The 22,655-nt window shown below is 72.2% G+C and carries 20 protein-coding genes; 9 read left to right on the forward strand and 11 right to left on the reverse strand.

The genetic code is table 11. The features are described from left to right. Nucleotides 1-74: 74 nt before the first annotated feature. The 8 genes from IG88_RS38465 to rsmI form a co-directional block, all read right to left on the reverse strand. Nucleotides 75-2,006: a PQQ-binding-like beta-propeller repeat protein gene (locus tag IG88_RS38465; RefSeq protein ID WP_031036679.1), complete on the reverse strand. Its 1,932-nt coding sequence runs from the start codon at nucleotides 2,004-2,006 to the stop codon at nucleotides 75-77. 117 nt (nucleotides 2,007-2,123) lie between these two features. Further along, nucleotides 2,124-3,908 (reverse strand): PQQ-binding-like beta-propeller repeat protein, encoded by a 1,785-nt coding sequence (locus tag IG88_RS0108045; RefSeq protein WP_031036682.1) that lies wholly within the window; start codon nucleotides 3,906-3,908, stop codon nucleotides 2,124-2,126. 263 nt (nucleotides 3,909-4,171) lie between these two features. Continuing rightward, nucleotides 4,172-5,983 (reverse strand): ABC-F family ATP-binding cassette domain-containing protein, encoded by a 1,812-nt coding sequence (locus IG88_RS0108050; protein WP_031036684.1) that lies wholly within the window; start codon nucleotides 5,981-5,983, stop codon nucleotides 4,172-4,174. A gap of 57 nt (nucleotides 5,984-6,040) precedes the next feature. Further along, the gene (locus IG88_RS0108055; protein ID WP_031036687.1) at nucleotides 6,041-6,940 is read right to left on the reverse strand and encodes a 4-(cytidine 5'-diphospho)-2-C-methyl-D-erythritol kinase; all 900 of its coding nucleotides are present in this window, start codon (nucleotides 6,938-6,940) and stop codon (nucleotides 6,041-6,043) included. Between the two features lie 7 nt (nucleotides 6,941-6,947). Beyond that, the gene (rsmA, locus tag IG88_RS0108060; protein ID WP_031036690.1) at nucleotides 6,948-7,814 is read right to left on the reverse strand and encodes a 16S rRNA (adenine(1518)-N(6)/adenine(1519)-N(6))-dimethyltransferase RsmA; all 867 of its coding nucleotides are present in this window, start codon (nucleotides 7,812-7,814) and stop codon (nucleotides 6,948-6,950) included. 507 nt (nucleotides 7,815-8,321) lie between these two features. Further along, a complete protein-coding gene (locus IG88_RS0108065) occupies nucleotides 8,322-9,212 on the reverse strand; it encodes a TatD family hydrolase (protein ID WP_031036693.1) in 891 nt (296 codons plus the stop codon). Nucleotides 9,213-9,255: 43 nt separating this feature from the next. Then, the gene (locus IG88_RS0108070) at nucleotides 9,256-9,699 is read right to left on the reverse strand and encodes a hypothetical protein (protein WP_031036695.1); all 444 of its coding nucleotides are present in this window, start codon (nucleotides 9,697-9,699) and stop codon (nucleotides 9,256-9,258) included. Nucleotides 9,700-9,883: 184 nt separating this feature from the next. Beyond that, nucleotides 9,884-10,774 carry a 16S rRNA (cytidine(1402)-2'-O)-methyltransferase gene (gene rsmI / locus IG88_RS0108075; RefSeq protein WP_031036698.1) on the reverse strand — a complete coding sequence of 297 codons (891 nt, stop codon included), beginning with the start codon at nucleotides 10,772-10,774 and terminating at the stop codon, nucleotides 9,884-9,886. Nucleotides 10,775-10,870: 96 nt separating this feature from the next. On the opposite strand from rsmI, the gene IG88_RS0108080 reads away from it, so the two are divergent. Both IG88_RS0108080 and IG88_RS0108085 read left to right on the forward strand, forming a co-directional pair. Then, nucleotides 10,871-12,616 carry a dolichyl-phosphate-mannose--protein mannosyltransferase gene (locus IG88_RS0108080; RefSeq protein ID WP_031036700.1) on the forward strand — a complete coding sequence of 582 codons (1,746 nt, stop codon included), beginning with the start codon at nucleotides 10,871-10,873 and terminating at the stop codon, nucleotides 12,614-12,616. A 145-nt stretch (nucleotides 12,617-12,761) separates the two neighbouring features. Continuing rightward, complete coding sequence (locus tag IG88_RS0108085) at nucleotides 12,762-13,316, forward strand: hypothetical protein (RefSeq protein ID WP_051851829.1); 555 nt, start codon at nucleotides 12,762-12,764, stop codon at nucleotides 13,314-13,316. 65 nt (nucleotides 13,317-13,381) lie between these two features. Here the strand turns inward: IG88_RS0108085 and IG88_RS40170 are convergent, their stop codons facing one another. Both IG88_RS40170 and IG88_RS0108100 read right to left on the reverse strand, forming a co-directional pair. Then, a complete protein-coding gene (locus IG88_RS40170) occupies nucleotides 13,382-14,119 on the reverse strand; it encodes an ATP-binding protein (protein ID WP_051851830.1) in 738 nt (245 codons plus the stop codon). Continuing rightward, nucleotides 14,116-14,352, reverse strand: coding sequence for a hypothetical protein (locus IG88_RS0108100; protein ID WP_051851831.1), 237 nt, complete (start codon nucleotides 14,350-14,352; stop codon nucleotides 14,116-14,118). The genes IG88_RS40170 and IG88_RS0108100 overlap by 4 nt, the downstream gene beginning before the upstream one ends. Nucleotides 14,353-14,661: 309 nt before the next feature. On the opposite strand from IG88_RS0108100, the gene IG88_RS0108105 reads away from it, so the two are divergent. From IG88_RS0108105 to IG88_RS0108120, 4 genes are all read left to right on the forward strand, one after another. Further along, the gene (locus IG88_RS0108105; RefSeq protein WP_234332074.1) at nucleotides 14,662-15,534 is read left to right on the forward strand and encodes a helix-turn-helix domain-containing protein; all 873 of its coding nucleotides are present in this window, start codon (nucleotides 14,662-14,664) and stop codon (nucleotides 15,532-15,534) included. Further along, the gene (locus tag IG88_RS0108110; protein WP_051851832.1) at nucleotides 15,531-15,743 is read left to right on the forward strand and encodes a DUF397 domain-containing protein; all 213 of its coding nucleotides are present in this window, start codon (nucleotides 15,531-15,533) and stop codon (nucleotides 15,741-15,743) included. The genes IG88_RS0108105 and IG88_RS0108110 overlap by 4 nt, the downstream gene beginning before the upstream one ends. A gap of 159 nt (nucleotides 15,744-15,902) precedes the next feature. After that, nucleotides 15,903-17,528: a penicillin-binding transpeptidase domain-containing protein gene (locus IG88_RS0108115; protein ID WP_031036713.1), complete on the forward strand. Its 1,626-nt coding sequence runs from the start codon at nucleotides 15,903-15,905 to the stop codon at nucleotides 17,526-17,528. A 152-nt stretch (nucleotides 17,529-17,680) separates the two neighbouring features. Next, the gene (locus tag IG88_RS0108120) at nucleotides 17,681-19,402 is read left to right on the forward strand and encodes a penicillin-binding transpeptidase domain-containing protein (RefSeq protein ID WP_031036716.1); all 1,722 of its coding nucleotides are present in this window, start codon (nucleotides 17,681-17,683) and stop codon (nucleotides 19,400-19,402) included. 64 nt (nucleotides 19,403-19,466) lie between these two features. Here IG88_RS0108120 and IG88_RS0108125 read toward each other — a convergent pair whose 3' ends face one another. Then, the gene (locus IG88_RS0108125) at nucleotides 19,467-19,847 is read right to left on the reverse strand and encodes an SsgA family sporulation/cell division regulator (RefSeq protein ID WP_031036719.1); all 381 of its coding nucleotides are present in this window, start codon (nucleotides 19,845-19,847) and stop codon (nucleotides 19,467-19,469) included. Nucleotides 19,848-20,024: 177 nt separating this feature from the next. On the opposite strand from IG88_RS0108125, the gene IG88_RS0108130 reads away from it, so the two are divergent. Genes IG88_RS0108130 through IG88_RS0108140 form a run of 3 tightly spaced genes read left to right on the forward strand, consistent with a single transcriptional unit; the run spans nucleotide 20,025 to nucleotide 22,634 of the window. Next, a complete protein-coding gene (locus IG88_RS0108130; protein WP_031036722.1) occupies nucleotides 20,025-21,086 on the forward strand; it encodes an energy-coupling factor ABC transporter permease in 1,062 nt (353 codons plus the stop codon). Nucleotide 21,087: 1 nt separating this feature from the next. Then, nucleotides 21,088-21,849, forward strand: a complete 762-nt coding sequence (cbiQ, locus tag IG88_RS0108135) for a cobalt ECF transporter T component CbiQ (protein WP_031036725.1) — start codon at nucleotides 21,088-21,090, stop codon at nucleotides 21,847-21,849. Beyond that, nucleotides 21,837-22,634 (forward strand): energy-coupling factor ABC transporter ATP-binding protein, encoded by a 798-nt coding sequence (locus tag IG88_RS0108140; protein ID WP_051851834.1) that lies wholly within the window; start codon nucleotides 21,837-21,839, stop codon nucleotides 22,632-22,634. Before cbiQ ends, IG88_RS0108140 begins: the two co-directional genes overlap by 13 nt. Nucleotides 22,635-22,655 lie beyond the last annotated feature (21 nt).

Below are 22,655 nucleotides of genomic sequence, written 5' to 3' on the forward strand. Positions count from 1 at the left end.
ACCCACAACGCAACCGGCCCCGCCCCCCGAACGGGGACGGGGCCGGAACGCTCACCCGGGGACCGGCTCCGGCGTCACCCGCCGGTGCCGAAGCCGATCGCCAGGTACTCCTTGTCACGCGCGCTGCTCGGCTTGCTGGCGTACACCTGCGACATGTACAGGTGCCCCTGCTCGTAGATCAGCTCGGAGTAGTCCGGCGACATGCTGGACTCCACGTCCCGCACGGCCTCCGTGGCCGGGTTCTCCATCAGCGTCGTCTGCTTGAACGTGGAGCCGTCGATGCTGACGATCTGACCGCCCTTGTCGTACGGCGGACGCTTGTAGGCGAGCACGTTGCCGCCGTCCATGCGCAGCGGGGTGATCGTGTAGTCGTCGCCGGAGTCGGCGCGCTGGCCGGTCTGCTTGCCGGTGGCGAGGTCGAAGGCGACGACCTCGTTGGCCCGGCTGTAGGACTTGCCGCTGCCCTCGTGCTCCTCGGTGGCGATGTAGAGCTTGCCGTTGCCGGTCGCGAGCCCCCTGCAGCCCTCCGGCTTGGTGATGCTGTCGCAGCGGGCCGCGTACTGGTCACCCGGCGCCGAGATGCGGGTGAGCAGCTTGCCGGTCTTGTTGTCGATGGAGAAGAAGTCCGAGATGCCGCTGCCGTCACCGGCGGAGTCACCGACGTCGGCGGCCACGACCAGCGGGTTCGTCGACACGATGCCCGCGTACTCGATGCCCTTGGCCATCTTGTACTCGGAGAGCACCTTCCCGTTCTTCGGGTCGATGGTCTGGATGTGCAGCTCCCGCGCGTCGTACGAGCCGCACTTGCGCACCGCGACCAGCTTCTCGCCGCCGCCGTAGCCCGCGTCGTAGCAGGAGTCGCCCGGCTTCGGGGACCAGAGGATGTCGCCCTTGGCGATGTCGAAGGCGACACCGCCGTCGGTGCTGCCCAGGGCGACGGTGTCACCGCTGATCGTGACGTTGTTGAAGGAGATCGGCCCCTCGCCCGCGGTCTTGGTCCACACCTTCTTCCCGGCGTCCAGGTCGAGGACGGCGACCTGGGTGCAGCCGTGCGAGGGCTCCGCCTTGGTCGGCATGGCGGGCTGGTGGATGATCACCGTCTTGTTGTCGTCGGTGACGTGCGGGGTGACCGCGCAGACCGGTCCCTCCAGCTTGATCGACCACTTCTTGCTGCCCTTGTCGCGGTCGTAGCCGACGACTTCGGCGATGCCGCTCTTGGCGTACACCGTGTCGGTGAGCCACGAACCGGAGACGACGACGCTGTCGTCGTCCTTGGGCAGCGCGGGCATGGGCACCTGGAAGAGCACCTTCGCGGAGGGGTCGGCGGGCGCCTTCTCCTTGGCGCCGGAGGTCTTGCCGCCGTCGCCGCCCTTCTGGTCGGTGCCGCCGTCGCCGCCGGTGCCGCCGCTGGTGCCGGCGGTGTCCTTCTTGCCGTCGTCCTTGCCGGAGGAACCCGCGTACCAGACGCCGCCACCGATGATCAGGGCGATCGCGACGACGGCCGCCACGATGATCGCGACCTGCGCGTTGATCTTCCGTCCGCCGCCGCCCGCGCCCTGCGGCTGCATCGGCATGGTCGGCGGCTGGTAACCGGGCTGGTAGCCGTACCCGGGCTGGCCGGGCGGCTGGCCCGGCTGCCCCGGCTGGCCGTAGGCCGGCGTCGGCTGCCCGTACGCAGCGGGCGGCTGACCGGGGTAGCCGTATCCCGGCTGGGGCTGCGGCGGGGTCTGCGGGTACCCGTACCCCGGCTGCTGGGGCGGCGGCCCGGCGGGCGGGGCCGGCGGAGCCGCGGGTGCCTGTGGCGGGGTCGGCGGGGGCGTACCCGGAGTCTGCGGGTAGCCGTAACCCGGCTCGGGCGCCTTGCCGAAGCCGGGCCCGGAGGGCGCGGCGGGCGGCTGCGGCGGCTGGTGCTGTGCCGGCTGGTTCTGCGGCGGCTGGTCCTGCGGCGGGCCGAAGCCGCCGCCCTGCGGAGGCTGGTTGGGCGGCGGGGGCGGCGGCTGGGTCATGACGTGAGCACCTCGGGAAGCGGAAACGACGGGAGGGGAACGGACCACGGGAGCGCGGCCGGAAGAACGGCCGGGAAAGCGGTCGGGAGAACGGCCGGGAAAGCGTCCGGAGAAGGGTCACTTGCCGTAGGCGAGCATCAACTTCTCCTTCGACTCGTCGTTCCCGTTCAGGCGGGTGGTGGAGATGTAGAACCGCCCGTCGACCCAGTCGATGTCCTTGGAGTAGAAGCCGTTCTCGATCTCCGCGACACTCGCCGGATTCTGCAGCAGCGTGGCCGGCTGGTGGCTGGCGCCGCCGGTCGGGATGGACACGACCCGGCCGCCCGCCTCGTAGGACGGCTGGACGTAGGCGATGAGCTGGTCGCCCTCGGCCTTGATCGGCGTCATCGACTCGTCCACGGGGGACTTGGTGCGCCACTTCTCCTTGCCGGTGGCGAGGTTGATCGCGACGATCTCGTTGGCGCCGCTGGTCGCCTTGGTCGGCAGGTAGAGGGTGCCCTGGGCGACGGTCACGCCGGTGCAGCCCTGGAGGTCGCGTTCCATGATGGCCCAGCCGCACTCGGGGGCGAAGTCCTCGTCGACGCCGACCTGTTCGAGGACCTTGCCGCCGGAGGTGAAGGTGGAGATGTTCCAGACCTTGTCGTCCTCGTTGTTGGCGTAGACGACGAGCGGGTCGACGGAGTAGGCGCGGGCCACCCGCCAGCCCTTCTCGTACGGGTAGGTCCACAGGACCTTGCCGGTCTTGGGGTCGAGCCCCTGGAGCTCGTCGTGCGCGTTGTTGCCGCCGGCGCCGCAGGAGGCGACCTGGACGAGCTTGGTCGCGCTGCTCGCGAATCCGGCGGGGAAGCAGGCGTCGCCGTACTTCTTCTTGTCGTAGAGCTTCTTGCCGCTGCGGACGTCGTAGGCGGTGCCGGACTGGGAGCGGCCGACCATCATGACGTCGCCGCTGAGCGAGAGTTCGAGGGAGAGCGTGGAGTCGAACAGGTCGCCCTCGGCCACCTTCTCCGTCCAGCCCTTCGCACCGGTGGCGAGGTCGATCTCCTGGAGCTGGTTGCACTTGGCGCGGTCGCTGGAGCCGCTCATGTAGGCGACGACGATCTTGTCGGCGGCCGTCTTCTGCGGGGTGACCGCGCAGATCTTCTGCGGGAAGACGACCGGCGCCCACGTGGGCTTGCCGTCGTCGACGTTGTAGGCGAAGACCTGCTTGTAGGCGGCCTTCACGGCGGCCTTGTCGGTGATCCACATGCCGTCGGCGTCGGCACCGGAGCCGGGCGCGTCGGGCGCCTCCTTGTACCAGAGCACCTTGGACTCGCCGTCCTGGCGGCCCTTGTTCAGGTCCTGGGTCTCCTCGGCACCGTCGCCGCTGCCGTCACCGGGGTCGACGGGGGCGCCGCCCTTGGAGCCGGAGGGCTTGGGGTCGTCGCTCTTGGCGGCGACGGGCTTCTTGTCCTTGTCGTCGTCACCGCCGCTCGCGGTGACCGCCCACACGCTGCCGCCGATGACGACCAGGGCCGCCACCGCCGCGGCGACGGCGAGGGCGGGCTTGCCCTTGAAGGGGTTGCGCGACCCGGGGCCGCCGGGCGGCGGGGTCCCGGGAGCGCCGGGCAGGCCGGGGTACGGCTGCTGCTGCGGGTAGCCGTAGCCGGGCTGCTGGCCGTACGGCCCCGGCTGCTGCGGCTGGGCGTACGGGCCGGAGTTGTACGGTCCGGGCTGCGCGTACGGCCCGGGCTGGCCGGGCTGGCCGGGCTGCTGCGGGTAGCCGTAGCCCGGCTGCTGCGGCGGCGGGCCGGTCGGCGGGCCCTGCGGGGGCGGCGGGGTCGGTGCCCCGAAGCCTCCCGGCGGCGGATCCTGCGGTGCTCCGAAGCCACCCGGCTGCGGCGGCTGATTCGGCGGCTGGCTCATCAGCGCGTTCCCCCCTTAGTGCTCACTCACTGATTTCTAGCCACGCCCCGGGTCACACGCTGGCCCCGGAGTCGTCGAAGGCGATCGTCGGACCTGTCTCGCACCGTGCTCGGACAGTCCTCGGACGGCCTTTCTATCACCCGCGGCGAAGCCCCCACCGGGCCGCGTCCACCGCTGTTCCCAAGGGAGGACCGGCCCGTGATGCCCCCGTTACGAGCCTTCACCCGCCCTTTACATCACCTGCGCCCGCCGCACGCGAGGGCTCAGGCGTCCTCGGCCAGTTCCAGCCAGCGCAGCTCCAGCTCGTCGCGCTGCCCCACCAGTTCACGCAGCTCGGCGTCCAGTTCGGCCACTTTCGCGAAGTCCGTGGCATTCTCGGCGATCTGGGCGTGCAGTGCGGTCTCCTTCTGGGAGATCCTGTCCAACTGCCGCTCGATCTTCTGCAGTTCCTTCTTGGCGGCGCGCACGTCGGCGGCGCTCTTCTCGGGTGCGGCGGCGGGCCTGGCCGCCACGGCCGGGGCGCTCGACGCGGCGGACTCCTCCATCCGCTGCCGCCGCTCCAGGTACTCGTCGATGCCGCGCGGCAGCATCCGCAGGGCGCCGTCGCCGAGCAGGGCGAAGACCCGGTCGGTGGTCCGCTCGACGAAGAACCGGTCGTGGGAGATGACGATCATCGAGCCGGGCCAGCCGTCGAGGAGGTCCTCGAGCTGGGTGAGGGTCTCGATGTCGAGGTCGTTGGTGGGCTCGTCGAGGAAGAGGACGTTGGGCTCGTCCATGAGCAGCCGCAGCAGTTGCAGCCGCCGCCGCTCACCGCCGGAGAGGTCCCCGACCGGCGTCCACTGCTTCTCCTTGCCGAAGCCGAAGGTCTCGCAGAGCTGCCCGGCGGTCATCTCGCGGCCCTTGCCGAGGTCGACGCGCTCACGGACGCGCTGCACGGCCTCCAGGACCCGCCAGTCGGGGTCCAGCTCGGCGACCTCCTGGGAGAGGTACGCCAGCTTGACGGTCTTGCCGACCCGCACCTGCCCGCCCGCCGGCTGCTCCTCGCCCTCGCTGCGGGCGGCCTCGGCCATGGCGCGCAGCAGGGAGGTCTTGCCGGCGCCGTTGACACCGACCAGGCCGATGCGGTCGCCGGGGCCGAGCTGCCAGGTGACGTGCTTGAGCAGCACCTTGGGACCGGCCTGGACGGTGACGTCCTCCAGGTCGAAGACGGTCTTGCCGAGCCGGGACGAGGCGAACTTCATCAGCTCGCTGCTGTCGCGGGGCGGCGGCACGTCGGCGATCAGCTCGTTGGCGGCCTCGACGCGGAAGCGGGGCTTGGAGGTGCGGGCGGGGGCGCCGCGGCGCAGCCAGGCCAGCTCCTTGCGGACCAGGTTCTGCCGCTTGGTCTCCTCGGTGGCGGCGATGCGCTCGCGCTCGGCGCGGGCGAAGACGTAGTCGGAGTAGCCGCCCTCGTACTCGTAGACGTCACCGCGCTGGACGTCCCACATGCGGGTGCAGACCTGGTCGAGGAACCACCGGTCGTGGGTGACGCACACGAGCGCGGACCTGCGCTCGCGCAGGTGCTTGGCCAGCCAGGCGATGCCCTCGACGTCGAGGTGGTTGGTGGGCTCGTCGAGGACGATCAGGTCCTGTTCCTCGATGAGCAGCTTGGCCAGGGCGATCCGGCGCCGCTCACCGCCGGAGAGCGGCCCGATGACGGTGTCGAGCCCCTGCGGGAACCCCGGCATGTCGAGCCCGCCGAACAGCCCGGTCAGCACGTCCCGGATCTTGGCGCTGCCCGCCCACTCGTGGTCGGCCAGGTCGCCGATGACCTCGTGCCGGACGGTGGCGGCGGGGTCGAGGGAGTCGTGCTGGGTGAGCACGCCGAGCCGCAGCCCGCCGGAGTGGGTGACCCGCCCGGTGTCGGGCTCCTCCAGCCGGGCCAGCATCCGGATCATGGTCGTCTTGCCGTCGCCGTTGCGCCCGACGACACCGATGCGGTCCCCCTCGGAGACGCCGAGGGACACGCCGTCGAGGAGGGCACGGGTGCCGTACACCTTGCTGACGTTCTCGACATTGACCAGATTGACGGCCATTTCTCTCCTGCCTGGGGGATCGCTCGACCCTCCAGGGTAGTCCGGCCGCCGCGGGCCTCATTCCAGGATGGTCGCCCCCGGCACCGCCCCGGCCGCCGTACGCACGTCGCGGCAGGTCCCCGAGGCCCGCAGCACCCCGGCGATGTCGGAGGCCGACCCGGCGTCGGTCGCGAGGAAGGCCGTCGTCGGCCCCGAGCCCGAGACCAGGGCCGCCAGGGCTCCCGCCGCCCGGCCCGCCGCGAGGGTGTCGGACAGCTCGGGGAAGAGGGAGAGCGCGGCGGGCTGGAGGTCGTTGGAGACGGCGACGGCGAGCGCGGCGGCGTCGCCCTTGGCGAGGGCGTCCAGGACCGCCTGGTCGGCGGCCGGCTCCGGGATCTCCAGGCCCTCCCCCAGCCGGTCGAACTCGCGGAAGACGGCCGGGGTCGACAGCCCCCGCCCGGCCAGCGCGAACACCCAGTGGAAGTCGCCACCCACCTCCAGCTCCGTCAGCCGCTCCCCCCGCCCCGTGCCCAGCGCCGCGCCGCCGACCAGGCTGAACGGCACGTCGCTGCCCAGCTCGGCGCAGATGTCGAGGAGTTCCTCGCGGGAGGCGCCCGTGCCCCACAGCGCGTCGCAGGCCAGCAACGCGCCCGCGCCGTCGGCGCTGCCGCCCGCCATGCCGCCGGCGACGGGGATGTCCTTGGCGATGTGGAGGTGGACGTCCGGTTCACGGCCGTACCGCTGCGCGAGGGCGAGTGCCGCGCGGGCGGCGAGGTTGGTGCGGTCCAGGGGCACCTGGTCGGCGTCCGGGCCCTCGCAGGTGACGCGGGGCCCGTCGGCGGCCGGGGTCGCGGTGATCTCGTCGTACAGCGAGACGGCGAGGAAGACGTTGGCGAGGTCGTGGAAGCCGTCGGCGCGGGCGGCGCCCACCGCGAGCTGGACGTTGACCTTGGCCGGGACGCGGACCCTCACGCTCACTTGCTCGTCACCCCTGGTTCTTGTGCTCGGCGATACGCGCGAACTCTTCCACGGTCAGCGCCTCTCCGCGCGCCTGCGGCGACACCCCCGCACCGACGAGCGCGGCCTCGGCGGCGGCGGCCGACCCCGCCCATCCGGCGAGCGCGGCCCGCAGGGTCTTGCGGCGCTGGGCGAACGCGGCGTCGACGACGGCGAAGACCTCGGCCTTGGACGCGGTGGTCTTCAGCGGCTCGGTCCGCCGGACGAGTGACACGAGCCCGCTGTCGACGTTCGGCGCGGGCCAGAAGACGTTGCGGCCGATGGACCCGGCCCGCTTGACCTCGGCGTACCAGTTCGCCTTGACGGAGGGCACGCCGTAGACCTTCGACCCGGGTCCGGCGGCGAGCCGGTCGGCGACCTCGGCCTGGACCATGACGAGGGTCCGCTCGATGCTCGGGAAGGTGTCGAGCATGTGGAGGAGGACGGGGACCGCCACGTTGTAGGGGAGGTTCGCGACCAGCGCGGTCGGGGCGGGGCCCGGCAGGCCGGTGACGTGCATGGCGTCGGAGTGCACGAGCGCGAACCGGTCGGCGCGCTCCGGCATGCGCGCGGCGACGGTGGCGGGCAGGGCACCGGCGAGTACGTCGTCGATCTCGACGGCGGTGACCCGGTCGGCGGCCTCCAGGAGGGCCAGGGTGAGCGAGCCGAGACCCGGTCCCACCTCGACCACCACGTCGTCGGGGCGCACCTCGGCGGTGCGGACGATACGGCGGACCGTGTTCGCGTCGATGACGAAGTTCTGGCCGCGCTGCTTGGTGGGGCGTACGCCGAGGGCCGCCGCGAGTTCACGGACGTCGGCGGGACCCAGAAGGGCGTCGGGGGTGGGGCTGCTCACCCCGCAAGGGTAGCCGGGGGCACGTGGGGCTCCGGCCCGCAGCCGGGCACCACCCAGCGGCCGTGCGCCCGCACCCGGACACCACCCAGCGGCCTCGTGCCCGCGCTCCGGCACCACGAGCGGCCCCATGCCCCCAGCCGGACACCACGAGCGGCCTCATTCCCGCAACCGAACACCACCAGCGGCCCCACCCCACAACCGAACCACCACCGGCCCGGTACCCCCAGCCGGACACCACCACCAGCCCCATGCCCGCAACCGGACACCACCACCAGCCTCGTGCCCGCAACCGGGCGCCACACGGACGGCCCCACTCCGCAGCCGGTGCGCGGCGGCCCGGCTCCCGGCCCCCGCCTCGCGCTCGGGCGCCATGGGGCACCCCGGCCGCGGCCCACCGCGGCCCGCCACGGCCCGCCCCGCGCAGCCGGGCACCGGCGACGGCCCGTACTGCGGCCACTCTCCCCCCGCGCGCCGCCGCCGATCAGCGCGGCGAGCGCTTCGCGGCCCTCAGTAGCCGAAGGCGCGGGCCGTGTTCGCGGCCAGGGCGCCCGCCAGGGTGTCCTCGTCGACGCCCCGTACCTCCGCCATGGCCCGCACCGTGACCGGCACCAGGTAGGGGGCGTTCGGCCGCCCCCGGTAGGGCACGGGAGTCAGGAACGGTGCGTCGGTCTCCACCAGGACCAGTTCCGCCGGGGCGACGGCGAGGGCGTCGCGCAGGTTCTGCGCGTTCTTGAAGGTGACGTTGCCCGCGAAGGACATGTAGTACCCGGCGCGGGCGCAGACCTCGGCCATCTCGGCGTCGCCGGAGTAGCAGTGGAAGACGGTGCGCTCGGGGGCGCCCTCCTCCTTGAGGACGCGCAGCACGTCGGCGTGGGCGTCGCGGTCGTGGATGACGAGGGTCTTGCCGTGCCGCTTGGCGATCTCGATGTGGGCGCGGAAGGAACGCTCCTGCGCCTCCTTGCCCTCGGGGCCGGTGCGGAAGTAGTCGAGTCCCGTCTCCCCGACGCCCTTGACCTGTCCAAGCGCCGCGAGCCGGTCGATCTCGGCCAGCGCCTCGTCGAGCGCCGCGTCCCCGCCGGGCCGCCGCGCCCCCTGCCTGGACCACCCGTCGGGATCGCCGTGGACGATGCGCGGCGCCTCGTTGGGGTGCAGGGCGACGGTGGCGTGGACGGCGTCGTGCGCGGCGGCGGTCTCGGCGGCCCAGCGGGACCCCGCGAGGTCGCAGCCGACCTGGACGACGGTCGTGACGCCGACGGACGCGGCCTTGGCGAGCGCTTCGTCCACCGTGCCGGACTGCATGTCGAGGTGGGTGTGCGAGTCGGCGACCGGCACCCGGAGGGGCTCGGGGAGCGGGGGCGCGGCGTCCTTGTCGGACCGGCCCGAGGCGTTCGAGGGCATGCCCCGATCCTACGAAAGCCCCCGCGCTCCCCCGAAGCACCGGCTAGCCCGCCCGGCGGTGGAGGCGCAGGGCGCGCAGCAGGTCGCCCAGGTGCCACTGCCGGTGCCCGGTGCCGAGCCCCGGAGCCCCCGGTCCGGGTGCCTCGGGCGACTGCGGCAGCAGGGGCACCTCCGGCGGGCCGGCCGGCGGCACGTGACCCCCGTACGTGGTGCCGCGCACCGAGGCGACCCGGCCCGGGCGCATGATCCGTACGACGTGGTGGTCGCAGATCGCGCAGGTCGGCCGGGTCAGCGGTGAGGGGACGGGGCGGCCGTCCGCGACGTAGCGCACGTACTCGTGGCCGTCCGCGTCCGTGCGGTGTTCTATCTCGTACGCCTGCTCCCAGCCGTGCCCGCAGCGCATGCAGACGAAGGAGTACGACTCGTGGACGACGGCGGTGGCACCGGCACGCGTTCCGGTCCGCACGGCGCTCTCACTCATGCTCATCCCGGCTCCTTCGGTTCGTTCCGTTCCTTCCTCCAGTGGACTCCTCCACCGGCCGGAAAGCACCAGGTACGGCCGAGTATTTGGCCCGATTTGAGCCGGCCTTGGCGGGAGCGCCCGCACGGTCAGGGACGGGTCAAGAGCAGGGGGCTCCGGGTCAAGACGAGCCCTGCGGAACCCCTCGTTCTCACCCCTTCTTCCCGGAATTCCCCTCGGCGCCCTGCCCGGCGTCCCGCTCCGCGTTCTTGGCCGCCACGACCGCGTCGAACACCTCCCGCTTGGGCACGCCCGCCTGGGCCGCCACCGCCGCGATCGCCTCCTTGCGCCGCTCCCCCGCCTCCTCGCGCACCCGCACCCGGCGCACCAGTTCCCCGGCGTCGATCTCCTCGGCCCCCTTGTCGGGGGCGCCCTCGACGACGACGGTGATCTCGCCCCGCACCCCTTCGGCGGCCCACGCGGCCAGCTCGCCGAGGCCCCCGCGCCTGACCTCCTCGTACGTCTTGGTCAGCTCGCGGCAGACGGCGGCCCGGCGGCCGGCGCCGAAGACCTCGGCCATGGCGGCGAGGGTGTCGTCGAGGCGGTGCGGGGCCTCGAAGTAGACGAGGGTGCGGCGCTCCTCGGCGACCTCGCGCAGCCGGGTCAGCCGCTCGCCGGACTTGCGGGGCAGGAAGCCCTCGAAGCAGAACCGGTCGACCGGCAGCCCCGACAGGGCGAGCGCGGTCAGCACGGCGGAGGGCCCGGGGACGGCGGTGACGCGCACCCCGCGCTCGACGGCGGCGGCGACCAGCCGGTACCCGGGGTCGGACACGGACGGCATCCCGGCGTCGGTGACCAGCAGCACCCGCGCGCCCCCCACCAGCTCCTCCACCAGCTCGGGGGTACGGGCGGACTCGTTGCCCTCGAAGTACGACACGACACGCCCCGCGGGCGCGACGCCGAGCGCCTGGGTGAGCCGGCGCAGCCGCCGGGTGTCCTCGGCGGCGACGACGTCCGCACCGGCCAGTTCCGCGGCGAGCCGGGGCGGGGCGTCCTGGACGTCGCCGATGGGAGTGCCCGCGAGTACAAGGGTTCCAGTCACGCCCCCATCCTCCCAGCCGTCCCGAGCGGGGGACGTATCCGCGCCCGGCAGGCCCGTGCGCGGGACGCGCACAGCGCGGTTCCCTACGATGGCGCGGTGACCAGTACCGCGTCCTCCACGGACACCCGGCAGGGCCAGGCCCCGCACGACGAGCGGCCCACCTGGCAGCAGCGGCTGCGCCGCTTCGGCTACACGGCGGGGCCCGCGGCCGACGACGTCCGCGACCGGCTGGTGCCGCCGTACACGAGCCCGAGTCCCCGTATGTGGACGTTCCTGGGCCTGTCGAAGGCGCTCGGCGAGCGGATGGTCCGCTGGTCGGCGTGGGGCGGCCCGCTGCTGGTGGCGCTGCTCGCGGGCGTGCTGCGGTTCTGGAACCTGGGCAGCCCGAAGGCGGTGATATTCGACGAGACGTACTACGCCAAGGACGCGTGGGCGCTGATCCACCGCGGTTTCGAGGTCAACTGGGACAAGAACGCCAACGACCTGATCCTGAACTCGGGCGGCCACGTCCCGATCCCGGCCGACGCGGCGTACGTGGTGCACCCGCCGGTCGGCAAGTACGTCATCGGCCTGGGCGAGCTGCTGTTCGGTTTCGACCCGTTCGGCTGGCGCTTCATGACCGCGCTGCTCGGCACCCTCTCGGTGCTGCTGCTGTGCCGGATCGGCCGCCGCCTGTTCCGCTCGACCTTCCTCGGCTGCCTGGCGGGCGCGCTGATGGCACTGGACGGCCTGCACTTCGTGATGAGCCGCACCGCGCTGCTGGACAGCGTGCTGATGTTCTTCGTCCTGGCCGCCTTCGGCTGCCTGGTCGTCGACCGCGACAGGGCGCGGGCCCGGCTCGCCGCCGCCCTCCCGGTGGACGAGGACGGCCGTGTCCGCCCCGACGCGCACATCGCGCAGACCCTCCGCCTCGGGTGGCGCCCCTGGCGCCTGGCGGCGGGCCTGATGCTGGGCCTGGCGGCGGCCACCAAGTGGAACGGCCTCTACATCATGGCGGCCTTCTGCGTGATGGCCGTCCTGTGGGACGTCGGCTCCCGCCGCGTCGCGGGCGCCCCCCGCCCCTACATCGCCGTACTGCGCCACGACCTCGGCTGGGCCTTCCTCTCCACCGTCCCGGTGGCCCTGGCCACGTACCTCCTGTCCTGGCTCGGCTGGATCCTCTCCCCGTCCGACGGCACCGGCGGCTACTACCGCGACTGGGCCGCGAAGGACGGCGCGCACAGCTCCTGGTCGTGGCTCTTCCCCGACTGGTGGCGCAGCCTGTGGCACTACGAGACCCAGGTCCTCGAATTCCACACCCACCTGACCTCGCCGCACACGTACCAGTCGAACCCGTGGAGCTGGATCGTCCTGGGCCGCCCGGTCTCCTACTTCTACGAGTCCCCGTCGGCGGGCTCGGACGGCTGCCCGGTCGACGCGGGCGAGAAGTGCGCCCGCGAGGTGCTGGCGTTGGGCACCCCCCTCCTGTGGTGGGTGGGCTGCTTCGCGCTCCTCTACGTCCTGTGGCGCTGGTTCTTCCGCCGCGACTGGCGCGCGGGCGCGATCGCCTGCGGCCTGGCCGCCGGGTACCTGCCCTGGTTCCTGTACCAGGAGCGCACGATCTTCCTCTTCTACGCCGTTGTCTTCGTCCCGTTCCTGTGCCTGGCGGTGGCGATGCTCCTGGGGGCGATCATCGGCCGCCCGGGCTGCAGCGACACCCGCCGCGTCGCGGGCGCGACGGGAGCGGGCGTCCTGGTCCTCCTCATCGCGTGGAACTTCATCTACTTCTGGCCCCTGTACACGGGCACGGCGATCCCGATGGAGGAGTGGCGGGCACGGATGTGGCTGGACACGTGGGTCTAGCCGGCCGGCCCTGCCCGGCGGCACGGCGTTCCCTGACGGTCGCCGCCGGTACCTGACGCACCCCGCGGAGCGCCCCGCCGGGCCGCCGACGGAGCGGGCCGCCGACCGCGCACCCGTGTGCGGAACGCGTGATTCAATGACGCGCATGGTGGGGGACGGTACGTCGCTGGGGCCGTTGGAGCTGTTCGACGGGCGCTGGGGAGTCGGTGACGCCTCCCGCCCGGACACCCACTGGGTGGAGTTCCGCCCGGACGGGCTCCACCAGCACGAGCCGGACTCCGAGGGACGGTCGGTCCCCTGGTCGAGGATCATGACCGGCGTCCGGCTCACCTGGGGCGAGCACTCCTGGAGCACGAACAGCAGGGGCATGTACACGCTGAAGGGGACGGTCGCGGGGCGCGCCGGCGGCTGGATGCACCTGACGCTGCGCCACCCGTACGAGGACCAGGCGCTGCGCTTCGACCAGCACGAGCGCCCTTACCGGGCGGTGGACGCCCTGCGGCTGGAGAGTCTGATGCGGCGGCTCGTGGACGAAGGAAAGCTCCAGCTCCTCGGCGACCCGGACTGGGTGGGCCGCGCCGTGGTGTCCCTCACCGGCGGCAAGAACCGCTGGATCACGAGCCGTGCGCTGCGGCGGGCGGTGACCGGGGCGATGGCCTCGGCCGATCGCGCAGGCCCCTCCGATCCCGCCGGCCCCTGACGGCCCGCCGGGTATGAGGGACTCGCCCCGCCCCCGTGTCCGCCGACGGAGGATCCGAGCGGGGCTCAACCGAGACAGGCCGCCGTGTCCGCACCGGCCCCGATGGTGAACTCGGCCCAGACCGTCAGCCCTCCGCCCGTTCGCCGCGTCCCCCACCGGGTGGCCAGCGCGTCGGTGATCAGGAGCCCTCGTCCGCCTTCGCAGGCACCGGTCGACTCGGAGATCACCGGCGTACCGCCGCCTCTGCCGTCGTCGGTCACGCCGAGCGTGGCGGTATCGCCGGTGAGGCAGCAGGTGATCGCGATGGTGTGGCTGTCCGTGTGTTCCAGGGCGTTGGCGACCAATTCCCCGGTGACGGACACAAGGTCGTCCGTCATGCCGGTCGGCAGGCACCACGACCGGCACGTGTCACGGACGTAGTGCCGTGCGGTTCGGGCGGAGGCCAGGTCCTCACCGGGGAGCGCAAGCATGGCGTACGCACGGAGTTCCGCCAAGTGTGCGTCCACGGGCTCGGGTTCCGTATCCCTGAGGCGAGCGCCCCGGGACTCGGCGATGAGCAGGGTGTCCGCCAGCGCGTCCGTCAACTGGCCTGTCATGAGGCGGAGTTCCCGCATCGTCGGTCGCTGCTCCTCCAGCGTTGCCCGTGCCTTGGCGAGGAGCCGCTCTCCCAAGCCCAGTTGCGCCACCTCCATACGGTCGGCGAGCCGGGAAACGGTACCGTCCCCGTCCGTGAGCAGCAGGGCGGTGCGCCCTTGCCCGTCAGCGCGCGGCAGGATCCGTACGCGGCCCGCCCCGGCCCTCACGCTGCCACCTCCGGACGGGCGTGGATGTCACGGGTGTCGAGGTCGACGCCGTACGTGGCGCACCAGAGGATGTCGCGACGCAGCCGCTGGATACGGGCCTTCTCGTCGCGCTCGTAGGCAGTGAGGTAGGGGCGGACGAGGGGGGTGGACGTACCGTCGATCGGCTCGTTCCAGTGGCGGGCGACGGAGGCGCGGAAGCGCGATGGCGCCGCGGCAGGTGCACCGGCGGGCATGTCGACGGGACGCACCTTCGGCGGCCGTCTCGCTCGATGGCGCCCAGAAGGTAGGACCACCGCTCCCAGCCGACGGATCAGGATTCGCGTAAGCCCAGCCATGCCCTCAACTCCTCGTCACCTCCGAGAACAATGCAGGGGAAAACTCTCATGGGATTCCCATAATGGGCGCCCCCATGAGGGGAGTTCACTGATGTGGGTGACGAAGCTCGAATCCCCGTCCGACGTCCTGGGAAGGTCCATAGGGTCGGGGCGTTGGCCGGCGCCGGCAAGCCGAGCCGCACGTTTCACAGGCGGAGGGGATGCGACGTGAGCGCTACGCAGACGGGACCGGCCGGTCGGATGCAGATCGCACGGGGCCTGACCTCACTGCGCGAACGATGCGGACTCACCCAGACGCAAGTGGCGGCCCGTGCGGGCGTCAGCACCACCACGGTCAGCCGGTATGAGGCATGGCAGGATCGCGCCCGCATCCGCTGGGCAACGGTGAAGGCCCTGGCCGACGCATGCGACGCCACACCCCAGGAACGCGACGCCCTCGTAGCAGTGGCCAAGTCGCAGGCCGACGGATGGTGGGTCGGCAACAACGCCGTGCCCGAGTGGCTGGATCCGCTCGTCTCGTTCGAGCACCAGGCAGCCTACGAACACGTCTTCGCGAACACCGTCGTTCCGGGCCTGTTGCAGACGCGGGAGTACGCCCTCGCCATCCATCAGGCCAGGGAGGTGCGGAGCCCGAACAAGAGCATCGAGCGGATGGTCGAGGCGCGCATGCAACGTCAAACCATCCTGATGCGCGATCCGGCCTTGCACCTGTGGGTGGTCCTGGACGAAGCGGTGCTTCGCAGGACCGTAGGAGACCCCGACATCATGGACCAGCAGCTCAAGCATCTGCACGAGACGGCCGAGAGCCCCAACGTCGACCTTCAGATCCTGCCGTTCAGCGCGGGGGCGCACGCCGCCGGGGCCGGGCACTTCGTGATCCTCGGACGTGACGACGAGCGGGAACCGCTCAACTCCATGGCGGTCGTGTACATCGAGATGCGCCGTCGCGGCGTGTATCTGGATGACGCGGAGGACGTCAGTGCCTATAAGTTGACGTTCGACTACCTTCGTTCGCAGGCTGCCGACGTCACCCTCTCGTCGCGGCTGGTCGCCAGAGCACGTCAGGAGCTGTCCTCATGACCGGCATAGCGCCTTCCCCGCCCGAGCCCACGAACGGACAGTGGTTCAAGAGCAGTTACAGCGGCGGCGAGGGCAACGAGTGCGTCGAAGTCGCCGACCGCGGTCCGCGGGTGGCGATCCGAGACTCGAAGGCACCTCGTAAGACCCTCACCTTCTCCACGCCCGTCTTCGTCGCATTCGTCGAAGGCCTGTCGAACGCTCATCGCTGATCGCCTGCGATCCCGGCACGCGCCGCCCCGGTCTCCTTTGGGCCACCAAACGGCAACACCCGTACCGCCGTTCACCCACGCCGCATAGGGTGTGACCTACAGCTACTTCTGAACGCGTTCAAGAAGGCGGGCGGAAGTCCGACGGGGAGGGGACTGCCGATGGGCAGGGGGGTCAAGGCCGCCGTCATAGGCGGGGTGCTGGCCGTGATGGTGGGCGGTGCCGGGTACGGCGCCTACAACGTGGTGTCGGCGCTGGACGGGGGCGGGGGGTCCGCCGGGTCGGAGGCCAAGAGCGGGCCGCCGGGCGAGGACGAGGTCGCGGAGACCAGCGAGAAGTTCTTCGCGGCCTGGGAGAAGGGCGACGCGGCGAGTGCCGCCTCGTACACGAACAACGCCTCCGTCGCCGGGCCGTTGCTGACCGCCTACGGCGAGGACGCGCACATCACCGGCGTCGAGATCACGCCGGGCACGGCGGCCGGGACCTCCGTGCCGTTCACCGTGAAGGCGAAGGTGTCGTACGAGGGGACGGTCAAGCCGCTCCGTTACGAGAGCCGGCTGACCGTGGTGCGCGGGGAGACCACGGGACGCGCGCTGGTGGACTGGGAGCCGTCCGTCGTCCACCCGGACCTGAAGGACGGGGACACCCTGGTCACCGCCGAGTCGGCGACGCCGCAGATCCAGGCCGTCGGACGGGACGGTGCCGTGCTGAGCAAGGAGAAGTACCCCTCGCTCGGGCCGGTCCTCGCCAAACTCCGGGAGAAGTACGGCGACCGGGCCGGCGGCACCCCCGGCGTCGAGCTGGCGGTCCGGCACACCACCACGGAGGCTCCGGACACCCCGCTGCTGACACTGACCGAGGGAAAGCCCGGGAGGCTGCGCACCACGATCGGCGCGAGCGCGCAGGCCGCGGCCGAGAAGGCGGTGAAACGGTACGGCGAGTCCTCCGTGGTCGCCGTGAAGCCCAGCACCGGTGAGGTCCTGGCCGTGGCGAACAACCGCAAGGACGGGTTCAACGCGGCCTTCCAGGGAACTGTCGCCCCCGGCTCCACCATGAAGATCATCACCGCGGCCATGCTCATCGACAACGGTGTGACCTCGATGAACGGCCCGGCGCCCTGCCCCGACACCGCGACCTGGCAGAGTCAGACCTTCCGCAACATCACCACCATGAAGCCCGACCTGAGCGCCACCCTCGCCACCACCTTCATGCGCTCCTGCAACACCGGCTTCATCAAACTCATCGACGAGGAGCCGCTCACCGACTCCTCCCTGACCCAGGAGGCCGAGGAGCGCTTCGGGCTCGGGCGGAACAACTGGCAGACCGGCATCACCTCCTTCGACGGCAAGGTCCCCGCCGTGAGCGGCCCCGACCGCGCCGCCAACGCCATCGGCCAGGGCCAGGTCCAGATGAACCCGCTGAACATGGCCTCGGTCACCGCGACCGCCGTCACCGGCGAGTTCCGCCAGCCCTACCTGGTCCCGTTCGACCTCGACGACCGCAAGCCCGCCACCGCCAAGGGGCTGCCGCAGAGCACCGTCGCACAGCTCAAGCAGATGATGCGGCTCACCGCCACCCGGGGCACCGCCGTCGAGGCCATGTCCGGGCTCGGCGGCGACATCGGCGCCAAGACCGGGTCGGCCGAGGTCGACGGGCAGGCGGTGTCCAACAGTTGGTTCACCGGCTTCCGCAACGACGTCGCGGTGGCGGCCATGACCGAGGAGGGCGGCCACGGCGGCGACGCGGCCGGGCCGATCGTCGCGGACGTGCTGCGAGCCGGCGGCTGACGCGGCGGCTGACGCAGACCGGTGGCCATGGATGGCCGTACTGTGGTCGCCGTCGCCGGAACCGGCACCGACGCCCCGCGCGTCCCCGTAGACACGTGGGCACCGCACCAGACACGCGGGCACCGCATCGCAGGCACCGAGGAACGGACACCGTGGGCAGCAGAAGGGGCGCCGCCGCCGAGCGGCGCAGGACGAAACCCGCCGTGATCGGCAGCGTCGCCGCGGTGGTCGTGGCCGGAGCCGGCTTCGGTGCCTACGCGATGTACGGCGGCGGAGCGGGCGACGACGACACGGCACGCGCCAAGTCCGCGGCGGCCGCGGAGAAGGTGAAGTCGGGACCGCTGACGGCGGCCGAGGTCACCTCGACGGCCCAGCGGTTCCTCACCGCCTGGCAGCAGGGCGACGTGTCCGGCGCCGCCGCCGCGACCGACGACGCCGAGGCCGCGAAGGCCCTGCTCACCGGGTACGCCAAGGACGCCCGCGTCAAGGACGCCGTCTTCACTGCGGGCACCCCGGCCGGTGCGAAGGTCCCGTTCTCCGTGAAGGCCACCGTCGCCTACGACAGGAAGACCGCGCCGCTCGCGTACGACAGCGCACTGACCGTCGTCCGGCGGGAGGGCGACGGCGAGCCCCGCGTCGACTGGCAGGCCGCAGTCGTGCACCCGGACCTGCGCGACGGCGACCGGCTGGTCACCGGGAAGGCCGGAGACCCGCCGGTGAAGGCGCTGGACCGCGACGGCGGAGAGATCACCGCCGCCGCCTACCCCTCCCTCGGCACCGTCCTGGACGGCCTGCGCGACAAGTACGGCAAGAAGGCCGGCGGCACCCCGGGCGTCGAACTGCGCGTGGTGCGCGGCAGGGCGGACGGGGAAGCGGACGACGGGAAGGGCTCCAAGGAGGCCAAGGGCTCCGGAGCCGGTGACGTCGCCGACAAGACGCTGCTGGAGCTGAGCAAGGGCACGCCCGGCACGCTGAAGACGACCCTCGACCCCGCCCTCCAGCGCGCCGCCGAACAGCAGGTGGACGGCAAGAAGGGCGCGTCGGTCGTGCTGCTGCGCGCCTCCACCGGCGAGATCCTCGCGGTCGCCAACGGCGGGCACGGCTTCAACACCGCCTTCCTCGGCTCGCTCGCCCCGGGCTCCACCATGAAGGTCGTCACCGCCTCGATGCTGCTCGAGAAGGACCTGGCGTCCGTGAACGAGCAGCACCCGTGCCCGAAGTACTTCAGCTACGGCGGCTGGAAGTTCCAGAACGACGACGAGTTCGAGATCAAGGACGGCACCTTCAAGGCGAGCTTCGCCCGCTCCTGCAACACCGCCTTCATCAGCCAGGCCCCGGAGCTGTCGGACGACGACCTGACCAAGCAGGCCAAGGAGGTCTTCGGCCTGTCCATGAACAACTGGTCGGTCGGCGTGCCCACCTTCGACGGCCGGGTGCCGGTGCAGAGCAAGGCCCAGATGGCGGCCTCCCTCATCGGCCAGGGCGGCGTGCGGATGAACCCGCTGAACATGGCGTCGGTGTCGGCGACCGTGAAGTCGGGCAGCTTCCACCAGCCGTACCTGGTCGCCCCGTCGGTGGACGGGCGGACGCTCGCGACGGCCTCCCGCACGATGTCGGCCGCCACCCTCGGGTCGCTGCGCGAGCTGATGTCCTACACGGCGGCGTACGGCACCGCGGCGGAGGCGATGGCCGGCGTCGGCGGTGACGTGGGTGCCAAGACCGGCTCGGCGGAGGTCGACGGGCAGGAGCAGCCCAACGGGTGGTTCACGGCGTACCGGGGCGACGTCGCCGCGGCGGGCGTGGTCCAGCAGGGCGGGCACGGCGGCGACACGGCGGGGCCGATCGTCGCGGCGCTGCTCAAGGCGGCCGGCTGACGGTCCCTCCACTCGGGGAGCCACCGGGCGGGCGGCGCTCAGCGGGCCACGGGACGGGCGGCGCTCAGTGCGCCACCGGCTGGGCGACGGCCTGGTGGGTGCGGCGCAGGAACCGCACGAGTGCCTTGTTCTCGAACTGGACCACCGAGCAGCCCTGCGGCGAGTGGAACTCGATCACGGCCTGCACCCGCCCGCACGGCCACACCCGCACGTCGCCGTCCCCGGCGGGCGCACGCAGCCCCTGTTCCAGCAGCCCGCGGGGGAAGGTCCACTCGCGGGGCCGGGCGCCTCGGCCGCCCCGGCCCGGCAGGGCGACGCGCACCGCCGAGGGGTCCAACTCGGGGTCGTAGCGCAGCACGACGGGTATCGCTCCGCCGTCGTCCTGGTCGGGGAGGTCCGCGTCCGTCAGGATGTGGGCTCGCGCGTACTGTTCGACTACGGACATGGGGTCGCCCCTTACGCTCTGCCACCTGTGTTGAAGCTGTGCGTCCACCCCCACTCCAATGTCCCATATTTCCCGGCTCACGCCCTGTGAGCCGGATATCACATGTGAGATCGAGCTTTACACCAGCCTTTACCTCGCTCTTGCGAACGAGTTGCAACTGGTCCCTATCATCGGACCGTGCATGTACCTGACGGATTCATCAACGCCCCGACCTCCGCGGTGACCGGAGTCGTCGCCGCGGGCGCCATCGCGGGCAGCCTGCGCGGCGCGCGCCGGGAACTGGACGAGCGGACGGCGCCGCTGGCCGGGCTGGTCGCGGCGTTCATCTTCGCGGTGCAGATGCTGAACTTCCCGGTCGCGGCCGGGACCAGCGGCCACCTGCTCGGCGGTGCGCTGGCCGCCATCCTCGTCGGTCCCTTCACCGGCGTGCTGTGTGTCTCCGTCGTCCTGCTCATGCAGGGCATCCTCTTCGCCGACGGCGGCCTGACCGCGCTCGGCGTGAACATCACCGACATGGCGATCGTCACCACCGTCGTCGCCTACGCCCTCTTCCGGGGCCTGGTGAAGGTCCTGCCGCGCACCCGGCGCTCGGTCACCGTCGCCTCCTTCGTCGCCGCGCTCGTCTCCGTGCCGGCCGCCGCCCTCGCCTTCACGCTCCTGTACTGGATCGGCGGCACCACCGACGTCTCGATCGGCAAGGTCGCCACCGCGATGATCGGCGTGCACGTGCTGATCGGCATCGGCGAGGCCGTGATCACCGCCCTGACCGTCGGCGCCGTCGTCGCCGTACGGCCGGACCTGGTGTACGGGGCGCGCGGGCTGCGGCAGCGGCTCAGGCTGCGGGTGAACGGCGAACTGGTCGACGCCCCCGGCGGCGCGCCGGCCCCCGGCCCCGCGCCCGTCGCCGCCCGCTCGCACCGCAAGGTGTGGATCACCGGCCTCGTCGCCTCCCTGGTCCTCGCCGGCTTCGTCAGCTTCTACGCCTCCGCCGACCCCGACGGCCTGGAGAAGGTCGCCTCCGACAAGGGCATCGACAAGAAGGCCGAGGAGCACGCCTCGGCCGACTCCCCGCTCGCCGACTACGGCGTCAAGGACATCGCCGACGCCCGGATCTCCGGGGGCCTGGCGGGCGTGATCGGCGTCGGCGTCACCGTCGTCGCGGGCAGCGCCGTGTTCTGGGCGGTGCGCAGGCGCCGCAGCGACGACGCGTCCCCGAGCACCACGGAAACGACCGTCTGACATGGGTGCGGGTCACGCTCACCGGCTCTACCGGCACGGCCACTCCCCCGTGCACGCTCTGCCGCCGCACACCAAACTCGCCGCGGCCTTCGCCTTCGTGGTCGTCGTGGTGTCCACGCCGCGCGAGGCGATGTGGGCCTTCGGCCTGTACGCGCTGCTGCTCGCGGCGGTGGCGTACGCCGCCCGCGTCCCGGCCGCCTTCCTGCTCAAGCGACTGCTGATCGAGGTGCCGTTCGTCGCGTTCGCGGTGCTCATGCCGCTCGTGGCGGAGGGCGAGCGGATCGATGTACTCGGCGTGTCCCTGAGCGTCAACGGCCTGTGGGGCGCCTGGAACGTGCTGGCCAAGGGCACCCTGGGCGTCGCCGCCTCCGTGCTCCTGGCCGCCACCACCGAGCTGCGGGAACTCCTGCTGGGCCTCCAGCGGCTGAAGCTTCCCCCGCTGCTGGTGCAGATCGCCTCGTTCATGATCCGGTACGGCGACGTGATCACGGACGAGATGCGGCGGATGCGGATCGCCCGGGAGTCCCGGGGCTTCGAGGCGAAGGGCGTACGGCACTGGGGCGTGCTCGCCAAGTCCGCGGGGGCGCTGTTCATCCGCTCCTACGAACGCGGCGAACGCGTCCACCTGGCCATGGTCAGCCGCGGCTACGCCGGTGCGATGCCGGTGATCGACGAGGCGACCGCGTCCCGGGCGCAGTGGTCGTACGCGCTGGCCCTCCCCTGTGCGGCACTCGTCGTGTGTCTGCTGGGATGGACGCTGTGACCGAACACCCCGCCACCGGCGGCCCCGTGACCGACCCGCCCGCCTCCCTCGACGTCTCCGGCCTCGCCTTCGCCTACCCCGACGGGCACCAGGCCCTGTTCGGCGTGGACTTCTCCGTCGCGCGCGGCGAGCGGGTCGCGCTGCTCGGGCCGAACGGCGCGGGCAAGACCACCCTCGTCCTCCACCTCAACGGCATCCTGACCGGCGGCACCGGCACGGTCGCCGTCGCCGGACTGCCGGTCGACAGGCGGAACATGGCCGAGATCAGGCGCCGGGTGGGCATCGTCTTCCAGGACCCCGACGACCAGCTCTTCATGCCGACGGTGCGCGAGGACGTGGCCTTCGGGCCGGCGGCGGCCGGGGTGAAGGGGCCGGAGCTGGAGGCCTGCGTGGACCGGGCGCTCGCTCTGGTGGGCATGGCGGAGTTCAAGGACCGGCCGCCGCACCACCTCTCCTTCGGCCAGCGGCGCCGGGTGGCGGTGGCGACCGTGCTCGCCATGGAGCCGGAGATCCTGGTGCTGGACGAGCCCTCCTCCAACCTGGACCCGGCCTCCCGCCGCGAACTCGCCGACATCCTGCGGTCCCTGGACGTCACGGTGCTGATGGTCACCCACGACCTGCCCTACGCCCTGGAGCTGTGCCCCCGCGCCCTGATCCTCAGCGACGGCGTGATCGCGGCCGACGGTCCGACGGCGCGACTGCTGTCGGACGACGCGCTGATGCGCGCCCACCGTCTGGAGCTGCCGTTCGGTTTCGACCCGCGGTCGGTGCCGGCCGCCGGCTGAGGAATGGCGGGCGGTCCGTGG

Source organism: Streptomyces sp. NRRL F-5650 (assembly GCF_000721365.1).
Classification (GTDB): Bacteria; Actinomycetota; Actinomycetes; order Streptomycetales; family Streptomycetaceae; genus Streptomyces; species Streptomyces ardesiacus.

Bases quoted from the DNA above. Each gene is read 5' to 3' on its own strand.
- IG88_RS38465 (WP_031036679.1), bottom strand. From the start codon at position 2,006: ATGACCCAGCCGCCGCCCCCGCCGCCCAACCAGCCTCCGCAGGGCGGC.
- IG88_RS0108100 (WP_051851831.1), bottom strand. From the start codon at position 14,352: ATGCCCGCCGGTGCACCTGCCGCGGCGCCATCGCGCTTCCGCGCCTCC.
- IG88_RS0108050 (WP_031036684.1), bottom strand. From the start codon at position 5,983: ATGGCCGTCAATCTGGTCAATGTCGAGAACGTCAGCAAGGTGTACGGC.
- IG88_RS0108085 (WP_051851829.1), top strand. From the start codon at position 12,762: ATGGTGGGGGACGGTACGTCGCTGGGGCCGTTGGAGCTGTTCGACGGG.
- IG88_RS0108115 (WP_031036713.1), top strand. From the start codon at position 15,903: ATGGGCAGGGGGGTCAAGGCCGCCGTCATAGGCGGGGTGCTGGCCGTG.
- cbiQ (WP_031036725.1), top strand. From the start codon at position 21,088: ATGGGTGCGGGTCACGCTCACCGGCTCTACCGGCACGGCCACTCCCCC.
- IG88_RS0108070 (WP_031036695.1), bottom strand. From the start codon at position 9,699: ATGAGCATGAGTGAGAGCGCCGTGCGGACCGGAACGCGTGCCGGTGCC.
- IG88_RS0108110 (WP_051851832.1), top strand. From the start codon at position 15,531: ATGACCGGCATAGCGCCTTCCCCGCCCGAGCCCACGAACGGACAGTGG.
- IG88_RS0108045 (WP_031036682.1), bottom strand. From the start codon at position 3,908: ATGAGCCAGCCGCCGAATCAGCCGCCGCAGCCGGGTGGCTTCGGAGCA.
- IG88_RS0108065 (WP_031036693.1), bottom strand. From the start codon at position 9,212: ATGCCCTCGAACGCCTCGGGCCGGTCCGACAAGGACGCCGCGCCCCCG.
- IG88_RS0108140 (WP_051851834.1), top strand. From the start codon at position 21,837: ATGGACGCTGTGACCGAACACCCCGCCACCGGCGGCCCCGTGACCGAC.
- IG88_RS0108125 (WP_031036719.1), bottom strand. From the start codon at position 19,847: ATGTCCGTAGTCGAACAGTACGCGCGAGCCCACATCCTGACGGACGCG.